Source organism: Halocatena marina (genome assembly GCF_023276375.1).
In the GTDB taxonomy this organism is placed as follows: domain Archaea; phylum Halobacteriota; class Halobacteria; order Halobacteriales; family Haloarculaceae; genus Halocatena; species Halocatena marina.
Genome location: NZ_JALLPK010000001.1, coordinates 177,602 through 191,544, shown reverse-complemented (window position 1 = coordinate 191,544; position 13,943 = coordinate 177,602). Strand labels below are relative to the sequence as shown.

Annotated in this window: 15 protein-coding genes and 1 tRNA gene; 7 read left to right on the top strand and 9 right to left on the bottom strand. The window is 54.1% G+C overall.

The window, feature by feature from the left end; genetic code table 11:
* Positions 1-65: 65 nt before the first annotated feature.
* Positions 66-989, bottom strand: a complete 924-nt coding sequence (locus tag MW898_RS00970; protein WP_248903749.1) for a cation diffusion facilitator family transporter — start codon at positions 987-989, stop codon at positions 66-68.
* Positions 990-1,027: 38 nt separating this feature from the next.
* The gene (locus MW898_RS00965) at positions 1,028-1,576 is read right to left on the bottom strand and encodes an HIT family protein (protein ID WP_248903748.1); all 549 of its coding nucleotides are present in this window, start codon (positions 1,574-1,576) and stop codon (positions 1,028-1,030) included.
* 255 nt (positions 1,577-1,831) lie between these two features.
* On the opposite strand from MW898_RS00965, the gene MW898_RS00960 reads away from it, so the two are divergent.
* A complete protein-coding gene (locus tag MW898_RS00960; protein ID WP_248903747.1) occupies positions 1,832-2,038 on the top strand; it encodes a DUF7835 family putative zinc beta-ribbon protein in 207 nt (68 codons plus the stop codon).
* Between the two features lie 24 nt (positions 2,039-2,062).
* Here MW898_RS00960 and trpG read toward each other — a convergent pair whose 3' ends face one another.
* The 4 genes from trpG to trpD all read right to left on the bottom strand — a co-directional run bounded on the left by trpG (position 2,063) and on the right by trpD (position 6,042).
* Complete coding sequence (gene trpG, locus MW898_RS00955; RefSeq protein WP_248903744.1) at positions 2,063-2,647, bottom strand: anthranilate synthase component II; 585 nt, start codon at positions 2,645-2,647, stop codon at positions 2,063-2,065.
* Positions 2,644-4,254, bottom strand: a complete 1,611-nt coding sequence (gene trpE, locus MW898_RS00950) for an anthranilate synthase component I (RefSeq protein ID WP_248909680.1) — start codon at positions 4,252-4,254, stop codon at positions 2,644-2,646. The genes trpG and trpE overlap by 4 nt, the downstream gene beginning before the upstream one ends.
* Positions 4,255-4,328: 74 nt before the next feature.
* Positions 4,329-5,000: a phosphoribosylanthranilate isomerase gene (locus MW898_RS00945; protein WP_248903743.1), complete on the bottom strand. Its 672-nt coding sequence runs from the start codon at positions 4,998-5,000 to the stop codon at positions 4,329-4,331.
* A gap of 34 nt (positions 5,001-5,034) precedes the next feature.
* Complete coding sequence (gene trpD / locus MW898_RS00940; protein ID WP_248903741.1) at positions 5,035-6,042, bottom strand: anthranilate phosphoribosyltransferase; 1,008 nt, start codon at positions 6,040-6,042, stop codon at positions 5,035-5,037.
* A gap of 201 nt (positions 6,043-6,243) precedes the next feature.
* On the opposite strand from trpD, the gene MW898_RS00935 reads away from it, so the two are divergent.
* Positions 6,244-6,318: transfer RNA gene (locus MW898_RS00935), tRNA-Val, on the top strand.
* 122 nt (positions 6,319-6,440) lie between these two features.
* Positions 6,441-6,938, top strand: coding sequence for a cupin domain-containing protein (locus MW898_RS00930; RefSeq protein ID WP_248903739.1), 498 nt, complete (start codon positions 6,441-6,443; stop codon positions 6,936-6,938).
* A gap of 68 nt (positions 6,939-7,006) precedes the next feature.
* On the opposite strand, the gene MW898_RS00925 is transcribed toward MW898_RS00930, so the two are convergent.
* A complete protein-coding gene (locus MW898_RS00925) occupies positions 7,007-7,399 on the bottom strand; it encodes a lycopene cyclase domain-containing protein (protein ID WP_248903737.1) in 393 nt (130 codons plus the stop codon).
* Positions 7,400-7,482: 83 nt separating this feature from the next.
* On the opposite strand from MW898_RS00925, the gene MW898_RS00920 reads away from it, so the two are divergent.
* The 3 genes from MW898_RS00920 to MW898_RS00910 all read left to right on the top strand — a co-directional run bounded on the left by MW898_RS00920 (position 7,483) and on the right by MW898_RS00910 (position 10,789).
* The gene (locus tag MW898_RS00920) at positions 7,483-8,625 is read left to right on the top strand and encodes a CBS domain-containing protein (protein ID WP_248903735.1); all 1,143 of its coding nucleotides are present in this window, start codon (positions 7,483-7,485) and stop codon (positions 8,623-8,625) included.
* Positions 8,626-8,718: 93 nt separating this feature from the next.
* Positions 8,719-9,216 (top strand): GNAT family N-acetyltransferase, encoded by a 498-nt coding sequence (locus MW898_RS00915; RefSeq protein ID WP_368409112.1) that lies wholly within the window; start codon positions 8,719-8,721, stop codon positions 9,214-9,216.
* A 433-nt stretch (positions 9,217-9,649) separates the two neighbouring features.
* Positions 9,650-10,789, top strand: a complete 1,140-nt coding sequence (locus MW898_RS00910) for a S8 family peptidase (RefSeq protein WP_248903734.1) — start codon at positions 9,650-9,652, stop codon at positions 10,787-10,789.
* Positions 10,790-11,117: 328 nt separating this feature from the next.
* On the opposite strand, the gene MW898_RS00905 is transcribed toward MW898_RS00910, so the two are convergent.
* Together MW898_RS00905 and MW898_RS00900 are read right to left on the bottom strand one after the other, a co-directional pair.
* Entirely contained in the window at positions 11,118-11,291 is a 174-nt protein-coding gene (locus MW898_RS00905) for an FmdB family zinc ribbon protein (protein WP_248903732.1), read from the bottom strand.
* Between the two features lie 246 nt (positions 11,292-11,537).
* Positions 11,538-12,440, bottom strand: coding sequence for an MBL fold metallo-hydrolase (locus tag MW898_RS00900; protein ID WP_248903730.1), 903 nt, complete (start codon positions 12,438-12,440; stop codon positions 11,538-11,540).
* A gap of 101 nt (positions 12,441-12,541) precedes the next feature.
* Between MW898_RS00900 and serS the strand changes: the two genes are divergently transcribed.
* Positions 12,542-13,903, top strand: a complete 1,362-nt coding sequence (gene serS, locus MW898_RS00895) for a serine--tRNA ligase (RefSeq protein WP_248903728.1) — start codon at positions 12,542-12,544, stop codon at positions 13,901-13,903.
* Positions 13,904-13,943 lie beyond the last annotated feature (40 nt).

Sequence of the window (13,943 nt, the reverse complement as noted above, 5' to 3'; positions counted from 1 at the left end):
AGCCGATTACTGCCGTCTAGCAGTAGGTGCTTTCATATTACGACCAACACCAGATCTGAGCGTCATCATTCATTGTCATCGTTTTCTTCGGCCCCGATTCGTCCGCTTTCATTTTCCTTCCATTCCCCGAGTTCTTTTGGATCGAGATGAACAAATACATCATCGATCTCGGGGATATTTCGAATCGATTCGACGACTGTCGTTTCAATATCGTGGGCTTCGATCAGCGTCCGGTTGCCTTCGATTTCGAGGTGGAGACTCACATCAACCTCAGGACCGACGTAATGAGGGACGACGTCGTGAACGCCGTTGACTTCGGGGTGAGCGAGCGCTCGGTCGAGGATCTCCTCTCGGAGACCGTCCGGAGGTGCCACACCGACGAGATAACCGAAGTTGTCGATGACGATCTCTACACCAGTGTACAGTATGCCCACGGAGACGATGGCACCGGCGATCGGATCGAGGACTAATACCCCCAGATCAGCACCGACGACACCGACGAGTGCTGCGCCAGCCGTAAAAACATCAATGCGGTTGTCGAGTGCGGCTGCCTTGATGGCGGGCGAGTGATACGTCTCACTCATCTGAAGACAGTACCGATAGAGCAGGTATTTCACAAGTGCGGCTCCAGCGAGAACACCGATAGCTGGAAGACCGGCAACAGCGACGGTTCCAGTCAAAATAGACTGGACAGCGTTCCAGAGGACAGTAATGCCAGCGGCAAAGATTCCGAGCGCGACAAACAGTGCGACGAACGGTTCAATGCGCTCGTGGCCGTGGGGATGGGTCGTATCGGGCGGCTGGGTCGTCACATAGAGACCAGCGACGACGACGAGGCTATAGACGGCATCAGCGAGACTGTTCACTGCCTCTGAACCGACAGCAATACTCCCAGTTGTTACATAAACACCACCCTTTGCCAGTGCGAGGACGGCATTGATCCCCAACACAAGGAGTCCGACATGCCGAAGGGCGGTGTCCCGATCCATATCACTTTGAACGTGATTCGAAGCGAAAGTCGCTTCGTTCACTCATTTTGTGCTTCGACTTTCACTGCACCCGAGTCTGCTATGTATGTTCTCTCCTGTGCTGAAAACGCCTCGTGAAGTCGATCGTAGGTGTTCTCGATGGCGTCAACGATGACCTTCGTGTCACCGATGACTGGCATAAAGTTCGTATCTCCGTCCCAACGGGGGACGACGTGCGTGTGAAGATGATCCCCGATCGAGCCACCAGCGGCCCGTCCAAGATTCAAGCCTGCGTTAAAGCCGTTCGGGTCGAGCGCACGATCGAGCGCCTCAAACGTCCGCTGTTTCAATCGTGCATGGTCAAGCAGCACCTGATCAGAGAGATCACCGTACTCACCAGTGTGGCTGTATGGAATAACCATTGCGTGTCCTGGATTGTATGGATAATTGTTGAGCAGGACGTACGCGTGTTCACTCCGAGCAACGATCCAGTTCTCTCGATCGTTCGCTTGTTCTGGCAACGAACAGAACACACACCCGTCAGAGTCATCGTTCGCATCTCCACGCTCGACCCACTCAATACGCCACGGGGCGAACACCTGGTCCATGCGCTTTCTGAGTGCCGCGAACCGTTAAGCGTAGCGTACCACGTTATTTCTGGCACGACGGTTGGTTGATGATACTTAAATATAGTGGCCCTATGCATGTGATTTCACCGTAAACCGTTGGAAAAACGTTTGTAAACTCTCTCGTCCAATCTAAAACAGTCTCTGCTAAAACCGGCTTCCGTACGGCGATAATCGACGTAAACGACCCCCAACAGAGATAGGTTTTTATACCCCGGTATGTGGTAGGAGGAGTTGATGGGAGCAACGAAGCACCAATCGAAGCAGAATGCTATCTACGAGGAGTGCCCGACGTGCGACAGAGAAACGTCACACAGTGTTTCACTCCAGATTCTCACTGAAAGCAATAAGACCGAAAACGCACAGTTCTCGCGTGAGCCCTACCGCGTGAGTAAGTGCCAAATTTGCGGTACAGAGACGACCCTCCGGATGAACAATGCGTAGATCTATCGAGACGAAATCTCTACTTTACACAGTTTGAAGGAAGTTCCGAACGAGGGCATGACCCGAGCTGGTGAGCACGCTTTCGGGATGAAATTGTACACACTTAATCGGATATTCGCGGTGGCGAACTGCCATAACGAGATCGACCCCGTCGGATTGGGTAGTCGCTGAGATTTCGAAACACGCTGGGATGTCAGTTGCAACGAGCGAATGATATCGACCACCCCGAAGCGGATTCTCAAGTCCATCGAATACACCACTGCTGTCGTGTTCGATCGGGAATGCTTTGCCGTGGACTGGTTTTGGCGCGTGCTCAATCGCTCCACCGTACGCGTAGACGGCTGCCTCTAATCCAAGGCAGATCCCGAGTGTTGGTACTGTAGTACTTAGCTCTGTGAGCACATCCAGCGTGATGCCGATATCCCGGTCGTTTTTCGGGTGACCAGGTCCCGGACTGATGACGATCGCATCTGGATCGACTGTGCGCACGTCATCGAGCGAGGCAGTGTTGCGCAGCACCTCGGTATCAGCGTGCTGGCTGACGTACTCAACAAGATTGTACGTGAACGAATCGAAGTTGTCAATAAAACAGACACGTGTCTCAGTCATCGTCCTGCCTCTGGTGGGTTCACATTCTCCGGTTCGTTGGTCTCGATTTCCGATAGCGCGGCTAACACCCCATTCATTTTCTGTTCTGTTTCCTCGTACTCCGCAGTGGGGTCGCTATCGGCGACGATACCAGCTCCCGCCTGAACTGTAACCCGATCACGGTCATCGAAACCAGCCGCGACATCGCACACGCCATGCTCGATTGTCGCAGTTCGAATGACGATCGCTACGTCTGCATCACCGGTCCACGAGTAGTATCCCACGCCACCACCGTAGACACCGCGTGGACTGGTTTCGAGTGATGCGATGATTTCCATCGCTCGTATCTTCGGCGCGCCAGTCAGCGTTCCCGCCGGGAATGCAGCCCGAGTTGCATCAAACGCGTTGCAATCGGATGCGAGCATCCCCGTGACTGTGCTCTCGATATGCTGAACGTGACTATATTTGAACACGTTCATGAACTCCTCGACGGTAACGCTTCCTGGTTCACTCACGCGGCGGACATCGTTACGCGCAAGATCGACGAGCATCGTGTGTTCTGCACATTCCTTTTCATCAGCGAGCATTTCGCCCGCCAGCCGACGATCCTCAACAGGACTACTTCCCCGGTTACACGTCCCCGCAAGTGGATACATCATCACCTCATCGTTCTGTACTGAGACGAGCGTCTCCGGACTGGCACCGACGATCGTCAGGTCATCGTAGCCGAGAACATACATGTACGGCGATGGGTTGATCTCTCGAAGCGCACTGTACAGTCCAAGTGGATCGATCTCTCCGTACAGCTCTCGTGTGCGGGAGATAACACCTTGATAGATGTCTCCGTCGAGAACGTGCTCTTTGGCCCGCCGAACCGCGGTTTCGTACTCCGCTTTGTCCCCCGCGACCGAACCCTCCTTCGAGAAACCACCCGTCTCGATCTCACCATGCTCAGCCAGCAGTGCACGCACGCGCTCTGTCTCCGAAACGAGATCGGCATACACTGCTCGCGCATCTTCATCAGGACGGATAACTGGCGTGAACACGAGTTCGAGGGTGTCCTCGACGTGATCGAAAACGAGCGTCGTATCGCTCAGAACGAACTGTGCGTCGGGCACGCGAGTATCGGGACGGTCGTATCCCCGCTCTTCGAGAAAGAGATCGTATACAGCGTCGTAGCCGAGCACACCGACGAGCCCACCATCGAGCTGTCGCCGGGATCGATCGGGAAATCCCTGAAGGGTAGCGTCTGGAAGCACAGAGCTGAGCGTTTCGAGAACGTCACCCTCAACAGTCGTGTTGAGGATCCCCTCGTATCGATCGTCGAGAAGTTCGATATCCACTTCATCACCGATCACAGTGATAACGGCAGCAGGATCGTACCCAACGAACGAGTAGCGAGCGTGTCTGTCGGTGTTCTCTGTCGCAGACGTGAATGCTCCATCTGGGTCGCTTGAGGCAACCTTCTCACCGCTTTCGAGTAAAAATCCGTACGCGTCATCGTGTTCGGTTAGCGCAGCATACGCTGCAAGTGGCTCAACGTCGCTGTCCAGCGCTGCCGTCGTTCGAATCACAGCGGGTCGATCGTCCTCGGAGAGAGAGACGAACTCGCTCCGAGAGAGATCCATAGTCGTGCTTGCACTCGTAGTTGCAGTCGCGTGCCCGATCTCGTTTCTCTTTCCGTTCGACTCACGGTGTCCGTTCATACTGCCCTCCGGGCCTGTTCGACGAACGATCGAACAGCGTCGGCGTCTTTCTTTCCACCGCGCTGTTCGACACCACTTGCAACATCCACGCCGTATGGATCGACGATTTCAATCGCACGTGAGACGTTTTCGGGGGTGAGACCACCAGCAAGCACGACGGGAGTGTCGATCTTCTCGATTTTGTCGCGCGTGCGTTCCCAATCGTGTGTCGATCCGGTTCCTCCTGCACCATTTTCGTCCAATGAGTCGACAAGCAGTGCGTCTGCAACCTGTTCATAGCACGCCGTGTCGGCTGCCGTCACAGCGGGGATCACGGCGGTAGTCGTCATGGACGAGAGACATTCCACGGCATCAGGAGACAGTCCATGGACCTGAACGATATCCGGACGCACGTGTTCGATGCGTTCGACGACATCGTGTACCCGTTCGGGCATGGTTACAAGGACTGTGCTAACGAATGGAGGAGTCGTCGCAACAAGAGTGGCCGCCGTCTCCGGCGTGACCTCCCGCGGTGTTTCGACTGTGACACCGCTGATGAACCCGACGGCATCCGCGCCAGCAGCGACAGCAATATCGCGGTCATTCTGCGTCGTGATACCACAAATCTTGATTCGCGTTTGGCTCGTTTGATCCGTCTGCTTTTGTCCCGTACGACGTAGATTGTTCATGTATTGGTAATGTCGTTCAACGTGTTTATATGAGCTATTTGGCAACCGCGATGGATTGGAGTTCGTCGAGTGTCGCACGAGCGGCACCTGATTCGATCGTCTCACGGGCACGTTCGGCACCCGATTCGATGCTGTCCGCCTCGCCAGCGACGTAGATAGCAGCTCCAGCGTTCGCAAGCACGATGTCGCGCTTTGGCCCCGTCAGTTCACCAGACACGATCCCACTGAGTGCCTCAGCGTTCTCACTGGGTGTTCCACCCGCAACCGCCTCGATCGAGGCTTGTTTGAGATCGAGATCTTCTGGCGTGATGGTGTACTCCTCGATTGCATCATCAGTGATCTCAGCAACTCGTGTGGGGCCATGAATGGCGATCTCATCGAGACCCGAGCCGTGGACAACGAGTGCTCGTTCAATATCCATTCGGGCGAGCGCGCGTGCGATGATGCCAACGAGCTCGCGGTTGTATACACCGACAACCTGTGCGCTCGCTCCAGCGGGATTCGTCAACGGACCGAGAACGTTGAAGATCGTTCGAATGCCGAGCTCTCTGCGCGGCCCGATAACCGCCTTCATCGCAGGATGGAACACAGGGGCGAGCATGAATCCGATGCCGTGCGCTTCGATTCCGCGTTCGACGGCAGCGGGCTCGGCGTCGATCTGCACGTTCAGTTCTTCGAGAACGTCTGCGCTTCCCGATGAGGACGAAACGGAGTAGTTGCCGTGTTTTGCAACGGGAACACCGGCACCACTGGCGACGATAGCGCTGGTCGTCGAAACGTTGATTGTGTCGTAGTCGTCTCCACCCGTCCCACATGTGTCGACGAGTGGTGTACGACTTGGCGAGATCGTGCGTGCCGCATCACGCATCCCTTCTGCGAACCCGGCAATCTCACGCTCTGTTTCCCCTTTCGCGCGTAGTGCCGTGAGGAGTGCCCCGATTTGTGCCTCTGTCGCATCCTCGAAAACGGCGCTCGCCGCTGCCCGAGACTCTTCCTGTGTCAGATCCTCACCCTCGGCCACACGCTCGATGTATGTATTCATAGTGGAACCAATGTTCGAAGTTGTCCTACCATGTTCAAATGTGTACATCGACTTAATGCTGTCGACAGCGTGAGTGAGTGTCTATAGCACAGATCAAGGCGAAAACTACTTGCCAAATGGCGATACGAAGCCGGGATGTGCGAAGCGATTCGGAAAGGTTGAAGTATCTCTCCGCAGTAGAGTGAATTGCAACAGCAAAACGGGTTCGTGGTCTAGGCTGGTTATGACACCTCCTTGACATGGAGGAGGTCGGCAGTTCAAATCTGCCCGAACCCACTATTTTGGTCACTCTGTTTCCGTTCTCTTGCTAACGAGACACTATTAACGCAGTTTTTGGTCCGATTACTTTCGCTCTGCTAGGTGAACATAGATTTAACAGGCTTTTGTAGATAGTTGTAATGCCGAACGAGCATGGCGTAGTACACGAAGACGAAGCAGAGCAAATGGAACGCTCACACGGCGAGAAGTTTGCTGGCACGGGACTCCGACTCGGAGCGACTGCTGGAGGCGAGGAGCTGGGTTGTACACTGTACGAGGTACCGCCGGAACGAAGCCCAGTTCCCTATCATTATCATACCGCTAACGAGGAAGCCATTTACGTGCTTGATGGGACAGGAAGACTCAGAACAGAGACAGAGGAGATCGACATTTCCGAGGGAAGCTACGTTGCTCTCCCCGCAGGAGAAGACGGCGCACACCAAGTGATCAACTCCTCGGACGAACCGCTTCGGTTTCTGTGTGTATCCACGATGAACGAACCCGATGTGATGGTCTACCCAGATTCGAACAAGGTCGGAATGGTCGCGGGAGCAGCCCCCGGAGGTCCACGAAAAAAGGTAACGCTACAGAAAATGTTCCACGCAGATTCCGATGTCGACTACTGGGAAGGAGAATAGGCACATCCAGTCCCATCCCATCCTATCCAATCTTTCCCCACATCAGATTACACGGCACTGCTCCAGTGCTAGCTATCTGTTCGTGGGTTCGTGTTCGCATCAGTCTGTGTGTCCCTGTTTTCAGTTTGGATCGAGGGCGCGTGGTCGTCGAGTGCTCGCAGATTTTCGTGGATGCCGACGACCAACGCAGGGACGACGAACATGAAGATGTGTTCTTCGAGGGGAATACCGATCAGTTCGATCCCGGTTCGGAGTGGGATACTGAATACGCCCACTTCTAGTGTATACCAGTCCCAGATGTAGGCGAAGGGATAGAGAACGAGTATCGTGCGGGCTGCGGTGCGTAGTGCACCAGCGCGTAATAACAGCAACAACGCGACTGAGCCCCACAAGAATTCGGTTGCGAGGTAAGTGTACGGCCCGAAAACGCCGATATCGGGAATACCGATGTCGAAAAGCATACTAGCCATAGAGGTCCCAGGGCCATAGCCGTTGGCGCGCCACTTTGATTACCATACAAAACAAACGAGACGCGGAGGCTACCATGGACATTGCAGACATTGCGACGCAAGAAGATGTTGAGGTCGATGCCGGCCAACGCCTTGCAAAAGTGCGGGCCATCTTCGAGCGCGAGAATCCGAAGGGGATCATTGTTACCAATAGCGGGGAGTACGCTGGAGTCATCACCGAGCGGAGATTGTTACAATCTCACGTTGAAGACAGCACGAAAGTGGGTGCAATGGCCGAATCGGCACCGAAAATCGACCGCACCGCTGACGTGAGAGATGTCGCACGAATGCTCGTCGAGGGAGGAACGAAAGTCGCCCCTGTCTTCGAGCACGACGATCACTGGGGTATAATCACTGCTGATGCAATCCTCGAAACCGTTCTCGACAATCTCGATATCCTCTCTGTCGAGCAGATCTATACTGAAAACGTAGTCACAGCCACAGAAGATACCAACATTGGGCGTGCGATCAACCTCCTTCGGGAGAACGGGATTTCACGACTTCCAGTGGTCAACGAGAGTGGAAAGCTTACGGGAATGGTCACCACTCACGACATCATAGACGTCGCTGTCCGTGACATGGACAAGGCCACCCACGGCGACCGTGCCGGTGACAGAGAACGAATTCTCGATCTTCCTGTATACGACGTGATGCGCAGCCCAGTGACGACGATTGGGCTCGAAAATTCCGTCGAAGCGGCTGTCAAACTGATGCTCGAACACGATTACGGCGGACTAGTGGTCACCCCGATGGATGAAGACGATCTCGTTGCGGGCGTTCTCACCAAAACTGACGTGCTCCGAGCACTCACGTTTACTGAAGAGGAATATCTCGACGTTCAGATTACCAATATTGATCTCCTCAATACGCTTCAACGAGAAGAAATTAGACAGAGCATCGAGCAGGTCGTTGAGAAATATCAACGAATGAATGTCGAGCACGCACACGTCCGCTTCCAGAAACACAAAGAAAAACTCCGTGGAACGCCGCTCATCCAGTGCCAAATCCGTCTTCGGACCAACCGTGGTCAGGTCGCTGGATCGGGTGAAGGATACGGTGCCAACTCGGCGTTCCGTGTTGCTCTTGACCGCCTCGAACGCAATGTCCTTGAACTGAAAGGGACGCACAGCGATGAACAGTATCAAGGACAGCTACTCCGGAAGTTAAACGAACTCTAAGGCGATAGGGGCAGCGGCCCATTCGTATCTCTATCGACGACTGATTCACGCATGAAGAGGAAAACCACCAGATATCAATAGTAGCACGTGTATGTGACGGTCAAAATGGATGGTATAACGGTGCGACCGTACGAGCAGGACGATGCGGATGGTCTTTGGACACTCAAGCAGTCTTTCGAGTTGGAACTTGGACAGAAAGACGAAGAGAAAGGAGAGCGGTACGAAGCAAAGCTCACCGAAGAGTACCGACGTGGCTACCTCTCGTGGGTCGCGGACTGCATCGAACGCGATGACGGATGCCTTATCGTTGCAGAGGACGACGAACTGATCGGATACGCGTTCGTCCTTCCCGAGTCGTTGTCGTTTATTTGGGACGCAGCAGTGTTGAACGAGCTCTATCTCTCCTCAGAATATCGAGGAACTGATGCGGCAACCATGCTCATCACTGCCGCACTCGATCATGCACGCGAACAAACACTCCCACTTGATCGAATGCTCCTTGATGTCGATCCAGCGAACGAACGCGCACGAGCATTCTACGAAACGTTTGGTTTCGAACCGTGGGCTGAAATGATCGGACGCGAACTATGAATTTCATTGGTAGAGTAGCACGGTAACATTGGCTGCGTCCTGAGCGACAAATGACAAGCTGTGATCGACGGTGCGCGTCACTAAGAGTACGTCACACATTCTCCGCGTACACAGTTACAGTCAATCAAAGTAGGAAGTCTCACGTCCGGGGTATGCGAGAGTTCAACTCTCAGGACGCGAGACAATTGCTTGTACGATCGCGTAGTACTTTATTTTCGTGTTTTTCCTCATAACAACCTTTGTCATGTTATTACTATAATAACAGCATATAAAATACAGCAACCCCGAGTATTACCCATAGAGAATTGTCAATATATGTGACAAAATTTGTTTTCGGCGTATTGTATATAATATTGCATTGTGCGATAATATATTCACAATATATTAGTGAGCAAAAAATATAAGTTGGTGCCAAATAATTGGTTACTTGGGTATGCGAGAGAATACAAACCCTGTTTCGCGGAGACAGTTGCTACAAACGATCGGCGGAACTGCAGCCCTCGCCAGTTTTGGTGGGCTTGCAGCAGCTCGTCCCGACGATGTTGTAGAGGTCAACGTCGGGTACGACAAGGAGAGTGGACGACAGGCGACTATTTCAGCATCGAATCAGACTGTTCGAGAGTTTGGATTCAACGCTGCTACGATTCGGGTACCAAAGCGGGCGCTAAAAGGACTCCGTCAGCGTTCTGATGTCCGATATGTAGAAGAAAACGGACAGATGCACGCGCTCGCTCAGTCTAACCCATGGGGTGTTGACCGAGTCGACGCTGACAACGCTCACGACAGTGGGTATACCGGTTCCGGCGCCGACATCGCTATCATCGACACTGGAATTGATAGTGATCACCCAGATCTACAGGCCAACCTCGGTTCAGGAACCGCATTTACAAGCTGTTCTGGATCGGACTGCAACTACGACTGGGACGACGACAACGGCCACGGAACGCACTGTGCCGGGTCCGCCAACGCGGTCAACAACAGTCAAGGTGTCGTTGGTGTGAGCACCAACGCAACGCTCCACGCAGTCAAGGTACTCACTGGTACCGGAAGCGGCTCGTTCTCGGACGTCGCTGCCGGAATCGAATACGTCGCCGATCAAGGCTGGGACGTCGCCAGCCTGAGCCTCGGTGGCGGTCAGTCATCTGCGGTCACAGACGCTGTCCAATACGCCTACAACCGTGGCGTTCTCGTGGTCGCTGCTGCTGGTAATAGCGGACCGTGCAGCGACTGTGTTGGCTACCCGGCCGCCGAGCCAGAAGCTATTGCGGTGAGTGCGACCAACAGCTCCGACGGACTTGCAAGCTTCTCCTCAACCGGTCCGGAAGTCGAGATCGCCGCTCCAGGAGCCGATATCTACTCAACGTACACTGGCGGTGGATACTCAACGCTCAGTGGGACATCGATGGCCTGTCCACACGTGAGTGGTGCTGGTGCCCAGCTCATGGCACAAGGCTACACGAACACCGAAGCACGTCAACGCCTAACGGATACAGCCGAAGACATCGGCCTGTCTAGCAACGAACAAGGATCGGGCCTCCTCGACGTCGCGGCTGCGCTCGGAGTGAGCTCGTAATATCCGCTCTGGCCTGACTCCAGCGGATTTCTGCCACTCTCCAACTATTTTGAGAACTATACAGTGCTCGAGTAGCTGTGTGACAAACCAACAATAGGGAGGGCTCCACCAGACGGGGAGTCATGCTACGCACACGTCTGACCGGTTTCCAAGGTCGAGTTAGTGTGGTGTCTGGGGAGGTCGGCTGTTGAGTAGCAGTAAGCGCATAGCCGACAGTAAATATTTACTATTCATATTATACAAAATTGTTTCGGTGTTCAGTTTGAATACGTACAATAACGTAATCACTCACCAGATCGGTTGTGGTACTGCGTATCGAACGCCGGAGTCAACGCTCAGAGAGGCAGGGCCACTCAGTTCGTTCAATCGTGTACCCACCACAGGCAGGACAGACGTGTCGCTGTAGTTCAAAGCGCATCCCACAGCCGCCGCACTTGTAGGGGGACCGTTCCGTGGGTGTGGTGTTCGTGAGTTCCCGCCTGAGCGCGGTGACAATGTTCATTCCGTTTCACCAATCCCGATGTGAATGGTATGTAGAATAGTGATAAAAGCCTTTAGATGGGTAAAATGGTGATTAGATGCATTTCTAAATGAAAGTGACTTTCATACAAATGTTATTTATTCAATTACCGAACATCAATTAAAATCTTCGAATATCAATAATATATCCCTAACTACTCACTCATCACATCATATGATTTAGTGATTGAAACGAGGCCGAGATAGATACTGGAAATAAGAGAGCTATTCAGTCGTGACGAGTATCGAGATACCGGAGGACGCCTCGGGTGTTCATCGCCGCTTCGGCGCGAGCCTTTCGTTCGCCCCAGACGCCGCTCATCGGAGTTTCGGCGATGAAGTGATCGACGACGTCATCCTTTTGCTGTCGAACCATTTCGACAGACTCGATCCATTCGGTGAGTACGTCGGCATACTCATCAAGTCGGTGTTCGGTGGGTGCGGGACCATAGTGAGCATATAGGAGCGTCGCTGGTTCAAGTGATTGGATGAGTTCGATATCAGCAAGACACTGTTCGAGGTCGAAGTCCGGCGGTGGCGTCGTCTGGCGAACAGCATCGATGGCAGGCACGTAGATACCGGCAGCGTCGGCAGTAAATACAGCGTTATTCTCTGGGTCTTCGAATACGACCTGATGGGGTGCGTGACCAGGCACATGGTGAGTAACCAGCTGGTGGGTACCGAGATCAATGATATCGCCGTCGGTGAGTTCCCGAATACGATCTTCTGGTACGGAGATGGGTTCACGATAGAACTCCCACTGATCTTCGACAGCGGCTTTTGTACCAGCGATTAGCCGCGACGGATCGACAAGATGGCGGGCACCACGCTCGTGGACGACAACGTCGGCGTTCGGACAGTCTCGAGCGAGATACCCCGCACCGCCAGCGTGATCGAGATGGATATGTGTTGGCGCGATGATTTCGAGCTCATCGCGGGCAATACCGACCCTCTCTATTGCGTCGAGAATAGCGTCATAGCGCATGCCAATTCCGGTGTCGACCACAGCAGGTCGCTCTGCATCGAGAATGTAGACCGCGCCATATTCAGGGGTATCATACATTCCGGTGTCGATGTAATACAGATCGGTGCAGTCGCCCGTTTCGACTGGATACAGGTCGCCGATAGCCATACCAGAGAGGAACGAGCAGGAGACAAAAGGATTCTGTCGTTCGTGTTCACGAAGATCACGGATGCGATACGCCTTAGTTCTGTCCGTGGGAATCAGGTCGCATGTTACCGAGGCAGTTCGTCCGCGAGCATCCAGATGTCGTTCGGGACACACTCGAAAAACGAGGAATGACCGACGAAGTTGATCTCGATCGCGTACTCACGATCGACGAGGAGTGGCGCAAACTCAAAGCGCGTGGCGACGAGCTCCGTCACGAGCGCAACGAGGTCAGCGAGCGTATCGGTCAGCTCAAGCGGGACGGAAAGGAGGACGAAGCACAGCAAGCGATCGAACGCTCACAGGAACTCAAAGCCGAACTCGACACCGTCGAGGAACGCGCAGAAGAACTGAACGAGGAGCTTGAGGCAGCGCTACTCGAACTCCCGCAGATCCTTCATGAGAGTGTTCCGCCGGGAGAGGGCGAAGAAGACAACGTAGAGCTCCGTCGTGAGGGCTTCGACGGGCTGCGTCATCTTCCATCAGAGATTGTTCCACACTACGAACTTGGTGAACGGTTGGCTATTATCGACGAGGCGCGCGGCGCAAAGACGACTGGAAGTGGCTACTACTTCCTTACTGGTGACGGTGCGCGGCTCGAACACGCACTCGTCCAGTTCATGCTCGATCTCCACCGCGAGCAGGGATACGTGGACGTCTTCCCACCGATTCCCATCAACAGCGAATCGATGACAGGGACCGGTCAGCTGCCGAAGTTCGCCGAAGACGCGTACAAGATCGAAAACGAAGATCTCTGGCTCTGTCCCACTGCAGAGGTCCCTGTAACGAATATGTACGCTGATGAGATCCTCCTCCGTGATGATCTCCCACTCAAACATCAGGCGTATACACCGAACTTCCGACGTGAAGCCGGAGAGCACGGCACTGAAACGCGCGGAATCGTCCGCGTCCACCAGTTCAACAAGGTCGAGCTGGTCAACTTCGTCGAACCGGAGACGAGCTACGACCGTTTCGACGCATTATTGGATGAAGCTGAGGAGACGCTCCGTCGGCTCGAACTGCCCTATCGTATCCTCGAAATCTGTGCCGGTGATATCGGTGATAAGCAATCGAAACAGGTCGATATCGAAGTGTGGGCACCCGCTGACGACATGCCCGATGGGCCTGAAGAAGGCGGTCGCTGGCTGGAAGTGTCGAGTGCGTCGAACTTCGAGGATTTCCAAGCGCGCCGAGCAGGACTGCGTTACCGGCCTGAGCGCCACGAAAGTGCAGAATACCTCCACACGCTCAACGCCTCGGGACTTGCACTTCCACGCGTGATGGTTGCTATCCTCGAATACTACCAGAACGAGGATGGTACTGTGAACGTTCCCGATGCGCTCCAACCATATATGGGAGGACAGGAAGTCATCGCGGGGCATGAACCGGTGGGTGAAAGCGCGCTCGGGAGCGGCGATCGAGAGTAACACCAGTCAGGCTTTGATGTGAGTGTGGCCCGACAGTAGA